Origin of the sequence: Mesorhizobium sp. NFR06 (assembly GCF_900115245.1) — a bacterium.
In the GTDB taxonomy this organism is placed as follows: Bacteria; Pseudomonadota; Alphaproteobacteria; order Rhizobiales; family Rhizobiaceae; genus Mesorhizobium.
This window is the reverse complement of record NZ_FOVT01000035.1, coordinates 1-19662: the sequence shown is the minus strand read 5'-3', so window position 1 is coordinate 19662 and position 19662 is coordinate 1. Positions and strand designations below refer to the sequence as shown.

19 protein-coding genes and 3 pseudogenes are annotated in these 19662 nt (G+C 59.5%); 12 read left to right on the top strand and 10 right to left on the bottom strand.

Translation table 11 applies throughout. The features are described 5' to 3' along the window. Positions 1–1387: 1387 nt before the first annotated feature. Positions 1388–1582, bottom strand: a complete 195-nt coding sequence (locus F3H96_RS30180) for a DUF3606 domain-containing protein (RefSeq protein ID WP_149805265.1) — start codon at positions 1580–1582, stop codon at positions 1388–1390. A 228-nt stretch (positions 1583–1810) separates the two neighbouring features. Here F3H96_RS30180 and F3H96_RS30175 point away from each other — a divergent pair, with 228 nt between their 5' ends. Then, positions 1811–2608 carry an ATP-dependent DNA ligase gene (locus F3H96_RS30175; RefSeq protein ID WP_244620224.1) on the top strand — a complete coding sequence of 266 codons (798 nt, stop codon included), beginning with the start codon at positions 1811–1813 and terminating at the stop codon, positions 2606–2608. Between the two features lie 929 nt (positions 2609–3537). On the opposite strand, the gene F3H96_RS30165 is transcribed toward F3H96_RS30175, so the two are convergent. The 4 genes and pseudogenes from F3H96_RS30165 to F3H96_RS30140 all read right to left on the bottom strand — a co-directional run. Beyond that, positions 3538–3795 carry a hypothetical protein gene (locus F3H96_RS30165; RefSeq protein WP_244620223.1) on the bottom strand — a complete coding sequence of 86 codons (258 nt, stop codon included), beginning with the start codon at positions 3793–3795 and terminating at the stop codon, positions 3538–3540. A 726-nt stretch (positions 3796–4521) separates the two neighbouring features. Beyond that, positions 4522–4755, bottom strand: a complete 234-nt coding sequence (locus F3H96_RS30155; protein ID WP_244620222.1) for a hypothetical protein — start codon at positions 4753–4755, stop codon at positions 4522–4524. Positions 4756–5978: 1223 nt separating this feature from the next. Continuing rightward, positions 5979–6296 (bottom strand): YMGG-like glycine zipper-containing protein, encoded by a 318-nt coding sequence (locus tag F3H96_RS30145; RefSeq protein WP_149805262.1) that lies wholly within the window; start codon positions 6294–6296, stop codon positions 5979–5981. A 177-nt stretch (positions 6297–6473) separates the two neighbouring features. Then, positions 6474–6728: pseudogene (locus tag F3H96_RS30140) on the bottom strand (type II toxin-antitoxin system HicB family antitoxin); the annotation flags it as partial. 64 nt (positions 6729–6792) lie between these two features. Here F3H96_RS30140 and F3H96_RS30135 point away from each other — a divergent pair. The 8 genes from F3H96_RS30135 to F3H96_RS30110 all read left to right on the top strand — a co-directional run bounded on the left by F3H96_RS30135 (position 6793) and on the right by F3H96_RS30110 (position 12739). Continuing rightward, complete coding sequence (locus F3H96_RS30135; protein ID WP_244620221.1) at positions 6793–8358, top strand: recombinase family protein; 1566 nt, start codon at positions 6793–6795, stop codon at positions 8356–8358. A 2-nt stretch (positions 8359–8360) separates the two neighbouring features. After that, the gene (locus F3H96_RS30130; protein WP_244620225.1) at positions 8361–9197 is read left to right on the top strand and encodes a plasmid partitioning protein RepB C-terminal domain-containing protein; all 837 of its coding nucleotides are present in this window, start codon (positions 8361–8363) and stop codon (positions 9195–9197) included. Positions 9198–9414: 217 nt separating this feature from the next. Beyond that, positions 9415–9801, top strand: coding sequence for a response regulator (locus F3H96_RS30125; RefSeq protein ID WP_149805259.1), 387 nt, complete (start codon positions 9415–9417; stop codon positions 9799–9801). A 31-nt stretch (positions 9802–9832) separates the two neighbouring features. Continuing rightward, positions 9833–10000: a hypothetical protein gene (locus tag F3H96_RS30850; RefSeq protein ID WP_188131603.1), complete on the top strand. Its 168-nt coding sequence runs from the start codon at positions 9833–9835 to the stop codon at positions 9998–10000. A 91-nt stretch (positions 10001–10091) separates the two neighbouring features. Beyond that, positions 10092–10262, top strand: coding sequence for a hypothetical protein (locus F3H96_RS30845; RefSeq protein ID WP_188131602.1), 171 nt, complete (start codon positions 10092–10094; stop codon positions 10260–10262). Between the two features lie 789 nt (positions 10263–11051). Continuing rightward, positions 11052–11519 (top strand): hypothetical protein, encoded by a 468-nt coding sequence (locus F3H96_RS31455; protein ID WP_244620220.1) that lies wholly within the window; start codon positions 11052–11054, stop codon positions 11517–11519. A 13-nt stretch (positions 11520–11532) separates the two neighbouring features. Continuing rightward, complete coding sequence (locus tag F3H96_RS30115) at positions 11533–12450, top strand: NADP-dependent oxidoreductase (RefSeq protein WP_149805258.1); 918 nt, start codon at positions 11533–11535, stop codon at positions 12448–12450. 13 nt (positions 12451–12463) lie between these two features. Further along, entirely contained in the window at positions 12464–12739 is a 276-nt protein-coding gene (locus tag F3H96_RS30110; RefSeq protein ID WP_149805257.1) for a hypothetical protein, read from the top strand. 1167 nt (positions 12740–13906) lie between these two features. Here the strand turns inward: F3H96_RS30110 and F3H96_RS31675 are convergent. Further along, positions 13907–14023 (bottom strand): annotated as a pseudogene (locus F3H96_RS31675) (EamA/RhaT family transporter); the annotation flags it as partial. Between the two features lie 24 nt (positions 14024–14047). Between F3H96_RS31675 and F3H96_RS30100 the strand changes: the two are divergent. Both F3H96_RS30100 and F3H96_RS30095 read left to right on the top strand, forming a co-directional pair. Then, complete coding sequence (locus F3H96_RS30100; protein ID WP_149805256.1) at positions 14048–14746, top strand: PIG-L deacetylase family protein; 699 nt, start codon at positions 14048–14050, stop codon at positions 14744–14746. Positions 14747–15464: 718 nt separating this feature from the next. Further along, on the top strand, positions 15465–16379 hold the full coding sequence (locus F3H96_RS30095) for a hypothetical protein (protein WP_149805255.1): 915 nt from the start codon (positions 15465–15467) through the stop codon (positions 16377–16379). A 641-nt stretch (positions 16380–17020) separates the two neighbouring features. On the opposite strand, the gene F3H96_RS30090 is transcribed toward F3H96_RS30095, so the two are convergent. Further along, the gene (locus F3H96_RS30090; protein ID WP_348530105.1) at positions 17021–17716 is read right to left on the bottom strand and encodes a PRC-barrel domain-containing protein; all 696 of its coding nucleotides are present in this window, start codon (positions 17714–17716) and stop codon (positions 17021–17023) included. A gap of 447 nt (positions 17717–18163) precedes the next feature. Here F3H96_RS30090 and F3H96_RS30840 point away from each other — a divergent pair, with 447 nt between their 5' ends. Continuing rightward, positions 18164–18349 (top strand): hypothetical protein, encoded by a 186-nt coding sequence (locus F3H96_RS30840; RefSeq protein WP_188131604.1) that lies wholly within the window; start codon positions 18164–18166, stop codon positions 18347–18349. Here the strand turns inward: F3H96_RS30840 and F3H96_RS30085 are convergent. The 3 genes and pseudogenes from F3H96_RS30085 to F3H96_RS30075 all read right to left on the bottom strand — a co-directional run. Then, on the bottom strand, positions 18300–18503 hold the full coding sequence (locus F3H96_RS30085) for a KTSC domain-containing protein (protein WP_149805254.1): 204 nt from the start codon (positions 18501–18503) through the stop codon (positions 18300–18302). The two genes, F3H96_RS30840 and F3H96_RS30085, sit on opposite strands and share 50 nt — an antisense overlap. A gap of 554 nt (positions 18504–19057) precedes the next feature. Continuing rightward, positions 19058–19215: pseudogene (locus F3H96_RS30080) on the bottom strand (IS256 family transposase); the annotation flags it as partial. Positions 19216–19321: 106 nt separating this feature from the next. Next, on the bottom strand, positions 19322–19662 hold a 341-nt coding region (locus F3H96_RS30075; RefSeq protein ID WP_149805253.1), incomplete at its 5' end, for a transposase.

The following is a 19662-nucleotide window of genomic DNA, read 5'->3' as shown; positions in this document are numbered from 1 at the left end:
CAAAGGATCGTGGTTCAAAAGCGCCAGGGTCTTCATCTGCGACGCCTGCAACGCGGAAACGCGCCTCACATACGGGCTCAAGTTGGCCATATTCGATGCGCATCTGCATCTCGGTGCGCCGCCTAGCTTGCCAATGCCTAGAAAACCAAGCCGGCAATAATCACGCCTGCCGCCATCCCAATCATATCTTGCTGCCGGTAACGTGGGACCGCACTGGCGAGCATCACGAAACATTCAGGGCTGCGTCAAACCGATCCGACAGGCAGCGTTGTTAACGTCCGTTGCCGGGCGCCGCGGCGATCTGAAACGCCAACGGTTTTCTAATTGCCGCGCGGTCTGGCCCTTGGTCCTGGCAAGCTTTCACAGGGATTTGCGGCGAGTCTGGCGATACGCGGATCTCGTAGCCATAGAGATTTCTTTTTTCTTTCCATTAGCTCATTCCGACCGACTTCAACGGCCGATTGGCCTCTCGTTGCGGCGATTGCATAGTCGGCTCGGTTCGTTCGATAGTCTTCTTTCTGGACGGACATCGTTTTCCTCCCGGTCCGCAGCCTTTCCCTCCGCTGGCTTGGACAAAGGCAGTAGCCGCCGATACGCTGCGGGAGTCTACAAATTGAGGATTGTATTAGAATGATACACGCTACCCCTTGGCACCGGCGCCAGGTTTGGGAAAGTTGACATGATCCTGACGATCCCCCGCCGGCAACACAGTGACGGCAATCGTCCAGCCCGGTCTCAGTTACGCGGGGTGCCGTAGTTCCAACCGCGATCTGGGCGTCAATTCAAGCGGCCGCGGTGCGTCCAGGACCCTTCGGCATGGGGTAACAAGGCCTGCGCTAGAGCGCATATCGGCGGCCCGGTGCGGGCCTATGGCGTTGGCGAGATTTGAGCAATGACGAGGAGGTACCCGCTGATGGTGCGGGCGTTCGTAAAGAAAACGTTGTGAGCCGCAGTAGCAAGATCGGGTGCGGCGCGATCGCAGCAATGTGCGCCTGACGTCTGTGTCACTGCGCAAAACGGCAGGCCATCGCTACCGTTGGCTGCGGCTGACGAACGGCCACATGCGTACAGAACGCCCCGGCTGCTTATAGGTCAACGCGGACCCAGAACTCTTCCTCTCGTGTTTATGCCCTGGAACGCCGCCCCACCCAAACAGCGTTCGCGCGCATGCCGCAACTTCCGCCCGGGTAGACTCTGGGGCGGACCTCGCTTTCCCGCATCCAATTCTAAAGGCTCGTATGCCGGCTGTTCGCACATGACTTGCCGCAGGTCACGCCGGTCGACCGGCTGGCCGCACACCGGCACCTGTGGAAATGGTCGCGCTCGTCGTCTGGCTCTTTCCCACGCAGTCGGCCCATGATCGGCGGTCCTAGATCAGACAGCTTGGTCATCGTGGCTGATATGCAAGCTTTCGGGCCTCCCTCTCCAGTCGGGCGTAGCTGTTGCCATGCTGCTGCATCAGCATTCTCGCTTCCGGCATGGTGAGGTGAAACTTTCGGGCAAGGTGGGCGACCTCGCAGGCATCTTCGCTCAGCACAGGTTTTTGGTCGATGGGGTCGTATTCGTTCTGACGCTCGATCATGGCCGTTTCCTCCTCGTAGAAAAAACAGCGGCAATCCGCGAATGTTCCGCATAGCTTTGTCAGCAATCGCTAACGGAACGCTTATGGCTGTGCGACATTGATTCAAATTGTTGGGTTGGAGTGCTTGTGCGTGCCTAAGCCCGCCGGCGGGGGCCGGCTGTCATTCATCCCTCCGTTGATGCCGACCTGGTCGACAAGCCGCCCGAGGGAGAGGGCTGGATTCACGAGGTGAAGTTCGACGGCTACCGGTCGCAGATCATCATCGACGACGCCGACGTTCGAATCTTCACCCGGCGAGGCCTCGACTGGACGACCAAGTATCGCGATCTGATGGAGACGGCCAAGGGGCTCAATGTTCAAAATACGATCATCGATGGCGAGATCATCGTCCTCAATGCGAAGGGTCTGTCCGACTTCGGCGAATTGCGGAAAGCAATCACGAGTCGGCAGCACGACCTCTACTTCGTTGCCTTCGACCTCATGCATCTCAACGGCCACGACCTGCGGGACATGCCACTGATCGATCGACGAGAGATCCTGCGGGTAATGATTCCAGCTGGCCGGCGGATACAGTTCAGCGAGGCGCTGCCGGGAACAGGAGCCGCCGTCTTTCACTTGGTCGAGCGGGCAGGACTAGAAGGCGTCGTCTCGAAGCGGAAGGACAGCGTGTATCGAAGCGGCCCGTCGACCAACTGGCTGAAGGCGAAGTGCTACTCGATCGACGAATATGAATTGCTGGGCGTCGAGCGCGAGCCCGGCAAGCCGGCCCTCGCATTGATGGCCGAGCGCGGCACGGGGCGCTATGTCGGCAGTGCCTTCATCACCTTGAACCGGGAGATGCGCGAACGGCTCTGGCAACGCGTCCAGGAGCACGCAGGGCAGGCGCCGAAGGGCATGAAGCGGCCCGCAACGCAATGGGTCAAGCCGGGGCTGATCGGCCGGGTGAAGCACCTGCGCGGCGAGGAAGATCTGCGCCATGCGTCGTTACAGGATATCCGCGACGAAAGCTCCGGCCGGGCGACCTAGCCAAGCATGCCGCCTTGTTCCTGCACGGCAATCACGCGCCCCTATCGCTTTATAGACTGACCATGGGGATGCTTATGACGCTCGAAGAGCCGCAGTTTCTCGGGATACCCAAGCCGCAATGCTGTTTTGCATTTCGGGCACCTGAACGCAGCGATGGACTTGAACCATGAACCTTTCCGGGTGATCGGATGCCGGCACCTTTGGCATTCAAACGTAAGATACTCGTCGTTCAACTCGAGAGGGAGCGGCACTGACCTGCCTCACCGTTCGCGATTCCATCGATGCCTGCCAGCAGCCGATAATGGGACAGCGGGCTCTCTGTTTCATGCCATGGACCAATGCGCCGGGACGCCGGACCTCGGTCGGACAAACGTCGCCACCAAACGAATTATTCCGGGGCGATCGCTCTGCGCTCACAACCTCACAACCACGTATGGAGAAGCTGAAGGCAGGTTTGGGGAGCAATAAATCCCAAGACGGCGCGGCGACCCTGTCCGGGCAGTTGTTCCGGCCTCCCAGCGGGAGCCCTGATCGCCCTCGACCACTGGTGTCTGCCTGGAACAAAGGCAGGCACGAGGCGATTTAGTCGGCGCGGCTGCTAGGGTCGTGATCATCAAACCGTAGAGTTCGCAGGCGCCAGCGCAAGTTTCTTACAGCGCGAGAATGCCGACATGCATGATGACGAGCCGAAGAAGCTCGACCCCAGAGCGGAACTAATGCGCATGGTGGGCAGACTGGTATCACCGAGGCTGAGGTCCGCGATATCATCTCCCTGGTCGGTATCGATTATTCCTCAATCGTCAGGGAGGCCCGCATCCTGAAGGGCGGCAAGCAGCGTTAGATCTCATCATACTGAGTTGGGAAGTTGCTCTTCTGCAACATCCATGTGAGCGAAATGAGCGCCCGAAGCGCCTGCAAATCAGACAAAATCAGGACTGAATTAGAACACCTAGCCGGCACGCAGCATCGCCCTGGCAATCGCCAGTTCGGCCCTCGACCCTGGCATTTTCCTTTTGGGTCATATTGTCGGCGGCGATCAGGCGGCGCAGCGATCTCAAGACTTCGCCGCGCGCCCAGCCGGCTTCGACCATGCAGTCGATGATGGCCTGGAACCCCGGCTCCATCGCCTCCTGGCAATCGATCTCGCGGTCGGCATAGCCGCTGCGTTGTCTGGAGTGCGCGATCATAGATGGCGTTCGCCTTCGTCGCGGTGCTTGAAACAGAACCAATGCGATGCCTGCTTGGCCTTGCATCGTTGTCGCAGCCGGCGCGTTCACAGGCGTGGCCCAGGGGACAGGGGGATTGCATTGCTTCGCCGGGGCGCTCGGTTCGTCGCTCACGGCAAAAAGATCCCATCTTCGGCCTTGGCGGTCGAGGAACTTGTCCCTTTTCTGTTCTCGTGGGCACGAGAAAGTCAACACGCTGGGCAAGGCGACCCGGCACAAAATGCTCCTGAAGGTGGAATGCGCCTGCGGCAACGTGCGCTACTGCCGTTCGGCAGGACCTGGTGAGGGTCTATGGCGGCGGCGCGGACCCCCTTGAAGCTGAAGTTTGACTGCAGCCGATGCAAGCCGGAGATCAAACTCACTGCTCCGTGCATCCCGATCATCTGCCGAGGAACCTTGTCATTCTCAAGCCGATGAAGGTGGGACGGCAAGATTGTGTGTCACACGAGCGGTTCCGGCCATGAAGGAACGCGTTGAGTGGGGGAGGATGAGGACGGTTGCCGAGTGCTGGGTCCGTCCGGTACCGTTGTTGATCGGGAGAAGGCTGGAATTTCGTCCGGGATCGTGGCACCCGGCTCCACCGGCAAAGGGCAAGGAGCGCGATAGGAAACCGCACGATCACGGGAGAATCGACCTTCGAAGCCGGGCACATCATGCCCCGTGATCAGATCGCGGCAGATGGGCCTGTCAGTGGCTGGAATCGAGCTTCTGGATACGCCCCTTATCCAGCCGGAACACGCCGTCGGTGCCGCCTTGCAGTTCGAAGTCGGTTTGAATCTCGTCCCAAGTGCCAAGATATTCGCCGCACTCGGCGCAATGGATTGGCGTGGCGGGTCGGGCATCGGCTGGAATGTTCAAACGGATGACGCCGCAAAACGGGCATTCCAGTTTGTGATCCAGATACCGGATAGTCATCGCCATTGAGCATCGCGCAAACGGCATGCCCGCGCAAGGCACTGCCGATCAGGGCTCGATTGCGAAAACGGTTGCTCGCGAAAAGCCTTGGCCTACCGCGACGGTCGCAGGCCATCCGCCGCCGGTCACACGTGACTGGGTCTGGACGACCGAATACGCGCCTTTATAAACCGGGCTTCTCGCAGAAGCGACGGGCGGTCGCGCCCGACGACTCTTATCAGCCGCCTGGCCTGAGCGTCCGAGATGCCAGTTTTTTCTTTCAGCAGAACGACGAGCTGCTTGTCGTCAATTCGACCATGGGAACTGCCTTCACCGGGTTCAGTCATATCAAGGAACCTCCTTCCATCCGAACTAGAAGGACCGTCAAAAGTTTCATCGTGGCCCTACTTTGCCTCGCCGGTCCCCGCGGTGGCGCCACCTCCCAGCAGCCTTCGGGTGGCTCCGCCAGTTCACGCTCATCGGTCATACCTGCAATTCGGCTCGGGATGATGCGCAGGACCTCCGCTTGCGGAAAGCAGGAACCTGCCGTTCGCCGCCGCCCTTTTGCCCCAGACGCGCTAAAGCCGCGTTAAGCCTGCGATTCCAGTGAGAAGTTCAATGCCGCGATGGCTTCGGCCGCATCTGAGGCCAATTGCCCGCTCGCGGGCATCGAGATCGACGGCGTTTATGTGAGCACCAGTGAGGTTGAGCCGGCCCCATGCGCAGCAGATCGAGCAGCGCGGCGAGGGAACGGACGGCGTGGTGATCATCGCCCGCGAACATCCGGCCATCAACCGCGCGATCCGCAAGCTGCGAACCATCGGGATTCCCGTAATATGCCTGACTCCTGCAAACTCGGCTTCGACTTGGCCGTCGAACAGGTTTGGCTGCCTCCGAGCACAGGGCTTTCCTTCCCGCTGGCCTTTCATGAACTTACGACGAACGCCCCCAAATATGGCGCACTCTCCAATGCGACGGTGTCTCGATCTCGTGGCGGTTGGAACGGGCCGACGAGGACGGCGGCATTCTCGAACTACTAGAATGGCGCGAGGTGGGCGGCCCGCCAGTCGCCCCCCGCAAGCCCGGTTTTGGTGCGCAACTTCTGCAGCGGGCATTCGCCGGCGAAAAGGCCGGTCGCGTTGAGCTGGTCTACGAGCGCGTTCACAGTGCGTCTGGAACAAGAACTGAGTCCGATCCCGGTCGGCTGATCTTCGCGTAGGAAGATCAGCCGGTCGGAGCCGGTATTATTCCTAGTAATTGCCGTTGTAGTACCGGTCGTCGCAGGGCGCGGTGTAGATGCGGCCGTAGCGATCCTGGTAACGGCAGAGCTGATCGCCGCGGCGCTGCGGGGTAGTGGCGCTGCCTACGACGGCGCCGAGCAAGGCGCCGCTCGCCGCACCGATCACCGTGCTCTTGGTGTTGCCGCCGATCGCCTGGCCAACCAGCGCGCCGCCGGCGCCGCCGATCAGCGCACCGGTGGTGGCACGCTGCTGGCCTTCGGTCTGCGTCTCGCAAGCGGCAAGTGCCGCGGTCATCAGCACCGCCAGAATAGCCTTCTTGATGATCATCACTAGAACTCCTCTGAAGCCCCAGGGACTGACGACGGGGGCGAACGGAGCTGAACTGCGGTCGCATTGCGGCGGAACGGCGGCGGAGCCCGCTCACGAACAGAATCGGGGTTTCTCGGCGGTTGAACGCCATGGTTTCCAAACCGAAAAGGGCGGCTCTCCCGTAACCCTTCAGCGGGTCCTCAATGGGACCATGATGGTTGTGAGTTCCCGATTGTCGGCGTCCGCCATGACCTGCTCAAGCGAGGTAGGTTCTGGAACGGCCTCGCCATCGTCAATCAGACCTTCAACATGAAAGGCGAGAACCTGCTCGGCTAACTCGCGCGCCTCGTCCAAACTCGCGCCGGCCGTAACGACGCCGGGAAGGTCGGGGAAAGAGACGCCATAATCGCTGGTGTCATCCTTGTGGATCAGCCCGACGTACTTGCGCATTCCGTTCTCTTGCCGCCCAGTCATCGACCGCTAGTTTAACGCACCAGCACGACGGTGCAAGGCGATGGACAAGTCTTCAACTGCTGCCGCCGGCCCCGTTGGGAGGCCAAGGATCCGCGCGGCCCAGTATCTGCGCATGTCCACTGACAGGCAGATCTACTCGATCGACAACCAGAGAGATGCGATCCGCAATTATGCGACCGTCATGGGATACGACATTGTTGCAACCTATGAGGATCCCGGGCGGAGTGGCCTCAGCCTTGTGGGCCGCCCAGGCTTGCAGCGGCTGTTGCAAGATGTGGAAAGCCGGCAAGCCGATTTCGAAACCGTCGTTGTCTACGACGTGAGCCGTTGGGGGCGCTTCCAGAATACCGATGAAAGCGCGTCTTATGAATACCGGTGCCAGATAGCTGGAGTGCGGATCGAGTTCTGCGCCGAACTATTCGTCAACGATGGCAGCATCGGGTCCGACGTGCTGAAGGCAATCAAACGCAGCATGGCCGCGGAGTACAGCCGCATGCTGTCGGAAAGGGTCTTCGCGGGTCAATGCCGCATAGTCGCACTGGGTTTCAGCGGCGGTGGCCCCGCCGGCTACGGCTTCAGGCGCCTCCTTGTCGACGGCTCCGGAAATCCCAAGGCAATGCTTCATCGCAACGAGCGAAAAGGGCTGGCCAGTGACCGTGTCATTCTCGTCCCGGGCCCAAAAGATGAGATCTCGACCGTACGATGGATGTTCAATCAGTTCGTGAAAAAGGGAAAAACGGAAGACGAAATTGCCACTGCATTAAACGCCCGCGGCCTGGTCACGGAACGCGGCCGACCATGGACCAAAGCGTGCGTGGGCACGGTGCTGGCCAGTGAGAAATATATCGGGAACAATGTCTGGAACCGGATATCCCATAGGCTTCTGCACGACCGGGTCAGAAATCCTCCAAGCGCACTTGTTCGCGCCGACAACGCCATCGAGCCGCTCGTGAGCCGGGCGGTGTTCGATCGTGCGCAAGCTATCAGGCGCGCGCGCGCTTACCTTAAGCCCGATGAGGAACTGCTTGCCGATCTGACCAAGCTCCTGAAAGAGCGGGGGAAGCTGTCGAGCCCAATCATTGACGCCGCCCCGGGCTGTCATTCAGCCAGTATTTACTGGCATCGATTTGGAAGTCTCAAGGCCGCCTACCAGTTGATCGGATACGACGCGTCGGCGAATTTTCGGAAACTCGACGTCAGCAACCGGCTCAAACAGGTCCGGCAGCAAGTAGTCGAGGATTTGATGTCGAACATTGACAGGGTCGGTGGTTCGGCACTCTACGATCCCAAAACAAAGCTTATGCGCGTCAATGAAGAATTCTCCGTCGCGATATGGATCGCGCGCTATCGGATTATCGTCACCGGCTATCCACGCTGGACATTTTGGAACCGGGGTCTCGTTGGGCCAGATGTGACGATTTTGATCAGAATGGAGCCTGATCATCAAACTGTTCGTGACTTCCTCGTTGCGCCCGCGCATGAAGCGCAATCCGCCCTTCGCATGCTCAGGGCAGACAACGGCGTGCGCCTTGATGCCTTCCTCTTCGCTTCGCTCGATCCTGTGGTGGAGATGGCGAGACGAGAACCGATTTCGGCAATTCCGTGAAGATGACCAAGGCCGAGCTTCGTCTCCTCGTCGAGAACAACCGGCATGCCATTCGTCTGACTGACGATTTGCAGGCGCCGCTGAATCCATTGCGTGGCCCAGCGTTCTTGCGGACCTACAAGCGCCAATGCGATCGGATGCAGGATTTCATCAGAGAAGCCGACGCAGCGCGGCATCAACTGGAGAGCGCCGTCAATGCCACCGGTCAGATCCTATCCGATGCTGCGTTTCGCGCCTTGCTGCAGGCGCATGATATCGGAACGCTGCCTTGGATCCTGACGCAAGGTTCGCTAAGCGGCGGACCGAACTCCCGTTCTCAGGAAAAGCAAGGCCCGTTTAGCTTCGCAGCCGAGCCGCAGCTTGTCGGCGGTGTCTGTCTCGAGGCTCTCGACCTTCTGAACGACTTTGGCGCCCCCTTGAAGATTTTCCCCTTGTTGCGAGAGGTTGTGCCGAGCCGGCAGGTTGAAATCGTGCGGCTCATGATAGCGTTGGACCGCGTGCAATTTCGAGTGGTGAGAGTCTTGATCGCGCTCACACCACGACCGCAGCTCACCGATCCCTTTGCTCGCAGAAAGCAATATGAGGGCATCTCCCCGTTGCAATTGGCTGCTATGGAAACCGACCTCGCCAAGATCAGCCATGAATATCTGAGCGTCGCCAGCACCCATGGCGCAACAGTGCTCAACCTGATCACCGTTACGAGTTATTTTGACAGATTGTTGAACAACCCGAAGCTGGTTCTGTTTTTAGCGCGCAATTTAGTCGAGCACCTTGAGGTATTTCAGAAACTGCTCGACTTTCGCGAAAGTCGATTTCAGAAACGTGCACCGACCGCTTGAACGGGCCGAGCGGAAACCGATCAGCTACAGCTGGTCATGAAACCACCGCCGGCGAGCGGGGTGGAGGTGCACATTCTGGGCCGGTTCGCGGTAGCGCTTTGCATCATGCTGTCGAGGCTTCGTCCGACTTTGACGATCGCGGGCCGCCAGGAAAACGATTACTTGGAACTGAAATGCCATCTCGAGCGTACTATCCAATTGTGGGGACATTCAAGCTATGGACGATGGTGAGATTCTGGTTGTTGAGGACGAAGTTCTCATCCTCCTGGATGTTGAAGCGGCTTTGCAGGAAGCAGGCTTTAGAGTCTCGTGCGAACACAGTGCTGCGGCTGCTATGGCCGCCTTCGATGCCGAACCGGAAAAATTCAGGGGCCTCGTCACTGACATTCAGCTGGGCCGAGGCGGATCAGGATGGGATCTGGCTCGACACGTTCGCGCAACGAACCCTGTTATGCCCGTAGTATATGTGAGCGGCAACTCCGCCGGCGACTGGCCGGTCGAAGGCGTGCCCAACAGCATCATGATCTCCAAGCCCTTTTTTACGCCGCAGATCGTTACCGCTCTGGCTACCCTGCTTAATGGGCAGCCGCCCGCCAGCAGCTGAAGCATCGGCAACGGCCCAGGACTTCATTTCAATGATAGAAACCATCACCGTCAAGACGGAAGGCACGACGCTGTCCGCCCTGCTGGCCAGGCATTATCGCAAGGTGTTCTCCGGCATGGTGGCGAAGACCTTCGCGCTCAACCAGACCTCGCCCGGTCAGGCCCGTGTCTGTCGGTCGGGCACGTCGTTACCGTGCTGACACCGGCGGAGATGTCGGCCGAGGCGCCGCGGGCGAGCCCGTGTTGACCTGTTCACATGACCCTCCTTCACTATGGATTTCGGAGGGTAGGGTGAGGAAGGGTCAATTCCGCGTGCTTGTCGGCGGGCAGGACGTCATCTCCCGATTCCTGCCGCAGCTGATCTCGATGTGCATCACCAAGAGCGGCACCGCGGAGATGCAATCGGCGACCTTCCCGCTCGACGATAAGGATGCCATGGTCCGCAGTGAAGGTCCCTGTTGATGGGGACTGACTTGGTACGCACGATTGCTACGTCCAGATGGCCGGCGACGCGCTACGCATGGATGAGAAGTCATTAACGCGCTGCACATGAGCGAACCGCTTCGTCTGTTGCTGCCTCGCTATGCCCATTACCTGCTCAGCTAGACGAGATCGACAGCTTTGAGCAATGCGCGGGGCAAGCTGGAAGCAACGGAACATTGCGCCCGTTCCCCAGTTTATCAGGCGCCAGGTTGGCCCCTGGTCGTTTTGAGACGCTCCACCTCACCCGCTGGTTTCGGTCGGCGGTTGTTCCTGCCGTGGCCCATGCGCATCGGAAACTTCACTGATCCCGAGGTTAGCCCCTGTCTGGTTGGACCATGGGGCGGGTTTCGGGAGGCTGCGCCGGCCAACTGCGGGATGGATCGCCGTCCCCGCGCCACCCAATCTATCGGCGCATTAGAACCGCTCAGTTAAGACTGAGTGAAAACGCAGGGCCTAACGGGTGTCCTTGATCATTCTGGAAATTGGCGGGCGGTCAGCCGTGGGTGCGTGTTAGGGGGCAATCCATATGGGGAGGCCAACCGCCCGATGCCGTGCTTGCGAGAGCCCGACAAGTCGACACTAAGCTTCCCGCTGCGGCATACAAGGCGCCTCCGCCGGTATGGTGAACGGGCGGTTACTATCCGCGTGGGCGATGCGTCAGCACCCCGAGGGCGTTCAATGATCTCCCGACTAGAGAGTCTTGCCGAGGCGACCAGGATCAGGAATATAATCCTCCCGGTGCGGCGACCCATTCCACGAGGATCGCCAATGTCGAACAAATACCCTTTCATCGAAGATACGCTTGGCAAGAAGCTTGAAGCAGGCACAGGCATTTCAGTCTACTGCAGCACGTGCAAGCGCGATTGTAAGGACGCTATGGAGCCAATAGTCGACGGTATGCTCGACGCCGGCTGGACACGAGGGGAGGTTATAACCCTCCGCCGCCTGATCGCCGCCGACAACATGACGCAGAAGGAAAACGCCAAGGTTGAGGCTGATCTGGCCATTGCGCGGCGATGCTGCGCGCTTGCAAGGACCTGTAGCCCTTACGCGGTCCACCTTTTGAGGCCATGTGATGGAACTTCTGACGATGAAATACTTGGCAGATGTCTCGTCGGCATGACACAGCAATTCAACATCAAGGTCGTCGCGGAAAGCATCAAACCGACAGCCAATTGCGTGAGATCAAAAAAGACCTTCCACGCCTGCAATTTACGCCGACCAACAAATCACTGAGGAGACAATTCCCATGAAAGCGATCGTGGTGACGGACCAGGCTGCAGGAACGGCCGGAATGAAGCTGGTGGAGCGGCCCGAGCCGCAGGCGGCAATAAACGACGTCGTCGTACAAGTTCATGCGGCGGGATTCGTCAACACCGAACTGGAGTGGCCCTCGACCTGGGCCGATCGGGCCTTCCGTGACCGGACGCCGTCGATCCTCGGCCATGAGCTGGCCGGTGTGGTCACTGCGCTCGGCTACGGCACCACAGGGCTTTCAATCGGTCAGCGGGTGTTCGGCCTGTCGGACTGGCATCGCGACGGCACACTTGCTGAGTACGTGGCCATGGAGGCACGCAATCTGGCGCCATTGCCCGGCGACGTCGACTTCACCGTGGGCGCAAGCTTGCCGATCTCGGGCCTGACCGCCTGGCAGGGACTGTTCCAGCACGGCCACCTTCGGGCGGGCCAGAGCGTTCTCGCGCATGGCGCGGCCGGTGCCGTCGGTTCGATGGTGGCGCAGCTTGCAAGGAAGGCGGGAGCCTATGTCATCGGCACCGGACGCGCCGCCGACCGCCAGAAGGCGCTCGACTTCGGTGCAAATGAATTCATCGATCTCGGGAATGACACCCTGGAAGAGGTCGGCGGTGTCGATCTGGTGTTCGATGTCATCGGTGGCGACATCCAGAAGCGGTCCGCAACGCTGGTCCGGGCCGGAGGAACGCTTGTGACAGTCGTCGGACCAACGAATATTCGACCTGAGGATGGCCTGGTGGTTGACTTCGTCGTCGAGGCTGATCGAGTCCAGCTTTCTGAGATAGCTCAGCGAATCCGGGATGGACGACTGCGGACGAATATCGGCAAAGTCTCCAGCCTGGATGATGCCGTCGCCACCTTCAACTCGACCGATCGACACGCGGGAAAGACGGTTATCCGCGTTCGTCCGTGAATGCTCAGCAAGGATGAAGGGCACGCGCATCAAGCGTATTCGCAGCGCTCGCCCTGAGACGTATCACCCTGGCAGGTTGGTGCGGTTGGTGCGTCTTCTTCCAGATTACCCGCTGTTCGGCGACGGCAGCACTCGCCTTCAGCCGGTATACGTGGAGGATGTTGCTGAGGGCGTGGCTCGGCTGATTGATGAGGGAAGCGACAGGGATTCCCACATTCTCGAGTTTGGCGGGCCTCGTGTCTTCACTTACAAAGAACTGCTGCAGGAGATTGCCGCGAGTTCGATATGAGCCTCAGACTGTTGCCAATGCCATTCGCTGTTTGGAAAGTCGTGGCCGCATTGGCGGAAGTTCTTCCCAGTGCTCCTCTCACCCGCAACCAGGTTGATCTGATGCGCGAGGACAACGTGACGTGGGCGGGAGTGCCTGGGCTTGGAGAACTCAGTATCAAGCCGATGGACATAGACCAGTCCATCCGAATGATCGGACGGGCTAAGTAGTATCGGACATAATCGCCTGTGATTTCCCTTATGTCATCGAGGAAGAACTTGGCCGCATCGACACCGCCGATCCGGGACATGAAGGTTATTCGATCCAGCGCCATCGCGCTGGAGCCGGTGGATGCGCTGCTAGCCTCTACGGCGCTTAGAAAGGGACCCCAATAGGTCCGCTTCGTCCGTGATCCCGTTCTGGAAAACGTTGACGATTACCCCAGCGAGGTCTTCTCCCTTTGTTCCTTGTCTTTTTGGGCGGCGCTCGATGCATAGTTGGTCGAACACCCGCTGGAGCAAGGCCAGATCAGAGGGCTCTGCTATGACGCCGCAGTGGCATTGCCGTCCCTCAAACACGGCCAATGCGGGACTATCTCACATAGTGGGTTCGATGCGAAGGAATTTCAGACCGACCACTACCCACCAATCGGTGGTCTGGCGCTCCGTGGCCTTCGAAGCTTAGGAAGGTGACGTCCTCCACGAGCAGCACGCAAAGTGTCGTCTATCACTGCGGTGGCGGGCCAGAAGACTCGCCGCCTCGTCCGTAATCAAGAAGGTGGCAAGATTTGGCGTTGATCGACGTGTGTGCCGCCAAACTAGAAAAATGACATCCCACTCGCGACGCGCGGCGCCGCCGGCATGAGCCCTTGCGGATGATCGGATGCCGGCATCTCGGGCAATCAAATCTGAGATAATGGTGATGTAGGCTATTCCGGAATAGGCAATCGAATCATCCCCACAGGGATGCCCACCATCAACGGGTAATGGTGGGCATCCACATACTGGCAATGAAGGGACTATTCTCACCAGCACATGCTAATAGTTATCTCCGAGAGATGTTTCACGGTCGGGACCAATGACTTGCCGGATAAGACGTTCGTCCCGTCCCGGTTCGACTGACGGGCAAGTCACATGGTTTGAGGAAAAAGGCTCGGCGTGTTACCCATGCGCACTTTGCCACTTTGCGGGTGACGAAGAAGCCGATCTCGAAGACGGTGAACTGCCCGCCCAGACCCTTGATGACGGCGTCGCTGAACGAATAGTTTGCGTAAGCGAGCAGGGCGAGCAGGATTCCGTTCGGCACGATACCATTTCCGGGGGAGAAGACATGAAGATACTGGCGCTGGGGGCGCATCCCGACGACATCGAGATATTCATGTTCGGTACGCTGGCCGCCTATGCCGCGCAAGGCGCAGAGCTCACTTTTGCGATAGCCACGAATGGCGCCAAGGGCGGCGAGGGCGATCCGGCGACGCTCGCCAGGACGCGGCGCGTGGAAGCGACGGCGGCGGCCGAACTGCTCGGTGTGGCCCCGCGCTTCCTCGATTTTCCCGATGGTGCCCTAATTGCAGATGCCGCATTCATTTCGGCGTTGAAGGCGCTGATCGACGAGGTGAGACCCGATCTCGCCATCACGCATGCGCCTTCCGACTATCATGGCGACCATCGCGCCTTGTCGGACGGCGTGCGCATTGCGGCCTCCTTCGCGCTGCCGGTGCTGCATGCCGACACGCTTGGCGGCACCGGCTTTTCGCCGACGCATTACGTGGAGATTTCCCATCATTGGGACGTCAAGGCGAAAGCGATCCGCGCGCACCGCTCGCAGGGTCCGGAGCACTATGTGCACAAGGCACGTATCCAGAACGAGTTTCGCGCCGGCCAGTGCAACGGCGCCCCCGGCGCACTTGCCGAAGCCTTCCGCTTCGAGCCCAGCTTCCCCTTCGCCGACATTCGTGAGCTGCTGCCGCCGGCGCCGCCGATCCGGCCGGTGACGGCGAGCCCGCGCCCCGCAGGCGAGGATAGCTGACGGCTGCGGCGAAAGCGGCCAGCGGCCTCTTCGATTTCGAAATCAGGTGAGCGGCCAATCCCTCCGGGATGTGGCCGCTTTCGAAATCGCAGGAAAGGCGCCCGCCTAAGGCCCCGCGGGAATCGCTGCACCGCGTCGGCTGGCCGGCCGCGGGGCATCAGGCGCAGGATGCCAGCAAAGCGGTAAAGGAACGGCACTACCTTTGTCACCGACGTTGTTGCCGCCCTGCTTGCCTGCGAAGAGATCGAATGCTGATGAGGGCGCCGAAGATTGTTGTCTACGAGGTGTATGATGACCGAGGTCCGCGGGTGGATCGGTTTCAGCAGCCCGATCGCCCTGCTCGTCTCTCACGGCGGAGGGGCTGATCTGCCGCCTCAGCCACTAACGTCTTTAAGGTGGAACTAATACAGCACTTTGAAGTTGGCCTTGCAGCGGCGGGTCTTTAGAGCGCCGCAAATCGGGATACGCGAACTTCCTTCTGGTCAGCAGAGACGGGAAGGTAAGGTCGTTTGGCGTGCGCAGATGGCCAAATAGATTGCGCCCCGCCTTATTTCACGCTGCTCACTAAACCTTTGGAACGAAAAGCCAGTTCCGGGAATTGGTATTTGTCTCGACAATATAGGAGGTTGCTATGGGACGCGGTATATTGCTTTGGCTGCTCGGAGTTCCAATTCCGATCATCATCCTGCTCCTGCTGTTCGCACGGTAGGAGCTTCTGATGAATTCCGCTTTTGCTGACGTTGAAGTTTCCGGCGAGAGGGAAACTTCGTCATCCGCTGTGAACTGGGCCCCGATCATCGCCGGTGCTTTCGCTGCGTCGACGCTGACGGTGATCCTGATGCTGATTGGCTCCGGATTGGGGCTAACCATGGTTTCACCTTGGACAGGCGCTAGCGCATCGGCCACTACTTTCGCGGTCTCGGCCGCGGTCTGGCTGGTCGTCGTGCAGTGGTTCTCAGCCGGTCTGGGTGGCTATTTGACCGGTCGACTTCGGACAAAATGGGTCGGCATCCACGACGGCGAAGTCACCTTCCGCGATACGGCTCACGGATTCCTTGCCTGGGCGCTGGCAACGTTGCTGGTTGCTGGCATCCTTGGTTCCGCGTTGTCAGCAACTATCGGCGCGGGCGTGCAGGTCGCGTCCAACGTTGCGGCCGGCGCGGCGGCGGGCGCTTCGTCGGCGGCCACGAATGCCCCGTGGGGAACCACCGACAACAACAGCATGGGCTATTTTGTCGATATTCTGTTCCGTCCGGCCGATACGGGCACCGTCGCGGCCGCCGGGCAGAACGATGCCGGCGCAACGGCTCAGGCAACACGTATCCTGCTGGTGAGCGCCGCCGCCGAGAGTGAAGTGTCGGCCGACGACAAGGCCTATCTTACGAAACTGGTCGCAGCTCGCACCGGGCTTTCGGAGGGCGACGCCGCCAAGCGTGTCGACACTGTCATCGCTGGCGTTGACGACGCCAAGAACAAGGCGAAGGCGGCCGCGGACAGGGCCAGGAAGGCAAGCGCCACGTTCGCGCTGGTCGGCGCCCTGTCCATGATTGTGGGCGCTTTCATCGCGAGTGTCGCGGCAGCGCTTGGTGGCAAGCAACGTGATGAAGACGAGGCACTGTTCGTTCGCGGCTGACAGCCTCACTCGCAATCCTGCCGCCCGAGCGGGTTGGGTTTGACAACCGAACCGCTCGCTTTGCTGGGACTGTTCGAGCAAGCGCTCGAACTGGTGGGTTCAGAGCCTCGGTCAGGTCGAGTTCGGACGCCAGGTTTGGCGTGTCATGCGCGAGATCTCGCAGTTGGCCAGTCAAATCGCTCCGGAACGACTTGTTCTGGAAAGAATTTCAGCCATAAGAAGGCCGAAAACGATCATTTGTTATTGACTATTAGTTTCGGCGCCGGCGGTGGTCAAAGTTTTGTGCGCCTGGGGAGAAACAACCGCTGTGGTCAGACAGCCGCGCTCGCGCCAAGCGGATTTCCTGGCATCGCACCTCAACCGTCGCGACCCTACTGTCGCGGTGGAACCGCTGCTTGTCGCTTTGATTCCGATTGCGAGTTCGCGGGCTGCGACGCCTGACTAACTTGTCGTTGGAGGCAGACTGCTGGGGCCGGCTCCGCGCGAGCCGCTTCCCACTTCCAGAGACATCAGTGAAGGCCAAGGAAGCTCAGTATGGCGATTATGACAACCACTGCTCCTACGAGCCAGGTGATGTTGTTCATGGTCTCTCCCGAAGTCGAGCAACCCCCCGCCGCAGGCGGCGCGGGTGCATTTCGGCGTCACTGCTTGACAATGATGCGCTGCTTGTCGCGGTTCTGAGCATAAGTGCCCTTGTCGTAGGCCGTTTGCGCTTCCAACTGATCCTTCGTGAAATTCGTATAGAGGTAGCGGTTGCCGTTCTTATCCGTCATGAACTTGAGGTTCTCCATGCCGATGGCGACCTTCTTCTCGGCGATGCCGAGGAAGCCGCCGACATCCACAATGATGGCGTCGACCTTCTTGTCGCCGGTGAGGATATCGCCGATTTGGCCGACCTTGGCATCGTCCGCGCCATAGACATTGGTGCCGATCAGATTTGCCGCGCTGATCTTCTCGGACGGCAAATCGGTCAGCGCCGACTTGTCGATGGAGGCCGTTGCAGTCTGGTCCGTGGCCGCGCTGGTGGCCGGCTGGTTGTTGGCGGTGTCATAGGCCTTGGTGTCGAAGTTGGGCTGAGCTTGGAGCTCTTCCTTCGTTGTGTTGGCGACCAGCCAGCGCTCGCCTTTCTTGTTGACCCATTCGATCTTGCTGAAATCGTAGGCGACATTCTTCTCGCCTACGCCGAGAAATCCCCCGACACCGATGACGATCAAATTCGCTTTGCCGTCCTTGTCGAGGACGACATCCTTGACATCGCCAATCTTCGTCGCATCATCGGCCGTGCTGTCGTAGATTGCCGCGCCCATAATCTTAGATACGAGGCTTCCATCGGTCACAGACGCGCCGACCGCAGTTTGGGAAGCGGGCTTAGTCTTGTCTTCAGCGTAGGGGCTGGCAGTCCAGAGCACAGTCGATTATGAGCGCGGCGGTCGCCGCGGTCGCCAATATTTTCCGGATCATCGCAGATTTCCTTATAAGTTGCCCTGGTTGAACCACCGCCGTCATTTGCCGGCGTCGATTTCGACCAACGGTAGCAATTGGCTTATTCCACTCCTGGGCCCACTGTCCGAGTCGCTATAGGCTGAAGTTCTAGCCGGGTTGTAAGGCAGCCACGGCGCTTGACAACCTTGCGAAAACTATAGGCTTGGAAGGCGTGCTGTCGTTGCTCGAGCAACTCGGAGAATCCGGCAGCCGCAAAAAATCTGACTATTTCTCATCCGCAATTGGCCGGCGCTCCCATCTGATGCTCGCCAGCGCAGTCTGGCGCTACGGGAGTGGATCAGGTGGCGCTCCCCGACGATCTCTGCACAGCGCGCAACTACACGCTGATCCGCGAATTTTCTGCAAAAAATGGCTTCGACCGTTGGACACGAGTGCAGGCGACATGGCGGGTGGCCACTATGAGGAAAGCGTCTGCATTTAGCTATCGCTTCGACGATACGGAAATCGGTTACGGATGTGGCTGTTGAAGTAGCGGCCCTTGGCGAAGGCCGATCGCAACGCGGCAAAAGTCTCTGGCGGTACGTCCTCAAACTCATAGAGTTTGTCACTGGTCACGAACCATACCGACAGTATCCGACTGTCTGGGTCGTACTCAGTTTTGCGTATCAGAGTCGACGGCATGACAATAAACCATTCGGACAGTCCACCTGTTCTCTGTTCGCCGGTCCTGTGTGCCGCCCACCTACCAGCGGAGACATTCGCTTGTGAGGTGCGTTTCCCCGCGGCGACGGTTCCTCCCAGGCTTGTTTTGGTTTGCCCGCGCACTTGGAGTAGCAGAGATCTGAGCCACTAACGCTGCATTTGATCTCAACGCGAATACGGCTCGATTGTTCGGGGAATGGACCACTAAAATTGCGTTGAGCATACGACAGCCGTGGCTGACCCGCCGGAAAGCCGGACGTCGGCTTATGCAAGCCATTGATCCTTGTCGAATGCGTTCCTAACGCAGGTTGCGGTGGAGCAGGCTGAAATTGTCATTCAGACCAATGGGCCATGCAAACGCAAATGCGATCTGGCGTCTCCGATCTTTCAGAGCCCACGAAAACCGATCGCCACAGCTAGTGCCGCCTCTTGAGGAAACGGGCGTCGCGCGGCAGCGATCGTGTCCCGCGGCGTGGTGTAACTGGCGGCATTGGTCGCCGTGCTCTCCGGCATGGGCCGGGCTGATCAGCTCGCGCCACGGCTGGCAGGCTGATCAGGGATCATCGCTCATCTGGCTGATCGTTTCCAGGGTCATGTATCTGGCCCGCTGCACGGCCCATTCATTGTTCTGTTCGAGCAGGATTGCGCCGACGAGGCGCGCGATCGCATCGTCGTTCGGGAAGGTTCCCACGTGCATGTTTTCATTCGCTGGGTAATTAGACGTTCGGCTGATCTATCGGAGAATACCCGGCCGGTGCCGATACGAGCAGTTGACTGAATCCTAAAGCATGTCGCGTTTAATTGGCCTCATATCCGGCAGCTTTAAAGAAGTTTCTGCACTGTATCGGATCGAACAGGTCGCATATGTCCTTGAGAGCGCAGCATAAAGCGTCGAAAGATCGCGCGGCCTTCTTTCTGAGCAGCGCCTTGAGTTTCGAGAAGGCCATTTCGATTGGATTGAGATCGGGCGAGTAGGCCGGCAGCGGCAGCAGCCAGGTACCGCGTTGGCGCACCAGTTCGGCCGCCCGCTCGCTCTTGTGGAAGGCGACGTTGTCGAGGATGACGACGTCGCCCGGTTTGAGCTCGGGTGCAAGCTGGGTCTCGACATAGAGTTCGAAACGCGCCTTGTTCATCGGCG

Coding starts and splice junctions, on each gene's coding strand:
- F3H96_RS30115 (WP_149805258.1), top strand. CDS start 11,533: ATGAAAGCGATCGTGGTGACGGACCAGGCTGCAGGAACGGCCGGAATG.
- F3H96_RS30850 (WP_188131603.1), top strand. CDS start 9,833: ATGATAGAAACCATCACCGTCAAGACGGAAGGCACGACGCTGTCCGCC.
- F3H96_RS31455 (WP_244620220.1), top strand. CDS start 11,052: ATGTCGAACAAATACCCTTTCATCGAAGATACGCTTGGCAAGAAGCTT.
- F3H96_RS30100 (WP_149805256.1), top strand. CDS start 14,048: ATGAAGATACTGGCGCTGGGGGCGCATCCCGACGACATCGAGATATTC.
- F3H96_RS30165 (WP_244620223.1), bottom strand. CDS start 3,795: ATGATCGCGCACTCCAGACAACGCAGCGGCTATGCCGACCGCGAGATC.
- F3H96_RS30130 (WP_244620225.1), top strand. CDS start 8,361: ATGACCAAGGCCGAGCTTCGTCTCCTCGTCGAGAACAACCGGCATGCC.
- F3H96_RS30155 (WP_244620222.1), bottom strand. CDS start 4,755: ATGGCGATGACTATCCGGTATCTGGATCACAAACTGGAATGCCCGTTT.
- F3H96_RS30110 (WP_149805257.1), top strand. CDS start 12,464: ATGAAGGGCACGCGCATCAAGCGTATTCGCAGCGCTCGCCCTGAGACG.
- F3H96_RS30180 (WP_149805265.1), bottom strand. CDS start 1,582: ATGATCGAGCGTCAGAACGAATACGACCCCATCGACCAAAAACCTGTG.
- F3H96_RS30095 (WP_149805255.1), top strand. CDS start 15,465: ATGAATTCCGCTTTTGCTGACGTTGAAGTTTCCGGCGAGAGGGAAACT.
- F3H96_RS30085 (WP_149805254.1), bottom strand. CDS start 18,503: ATGCCGTCGACTCTGATACGCAAAACTGAGTACGACCCAGACAGTCGG.
- F3H96_RS30135 (WP_244620221.1), top strand. CDS start 6,793: ATGGACAAGTCTTCAACTGCTGCCGCCGGCCCCGTTGGGAGGCCAAGG.
- F3H96_RS30145 (WP_149805262.1), bottom strand. CDS start 6,296: ATGATCATCAAGAAGGCTATTCTGGCGGTGCTGATGACCGCGGCACTT.
- F3H96_RS30125 (WP_149805259.1), top strand. CDS start 9,415: ATGGACGATGGTGAGATTCTGGTTGTTGAGGACGAAGTTCTCATCCTC.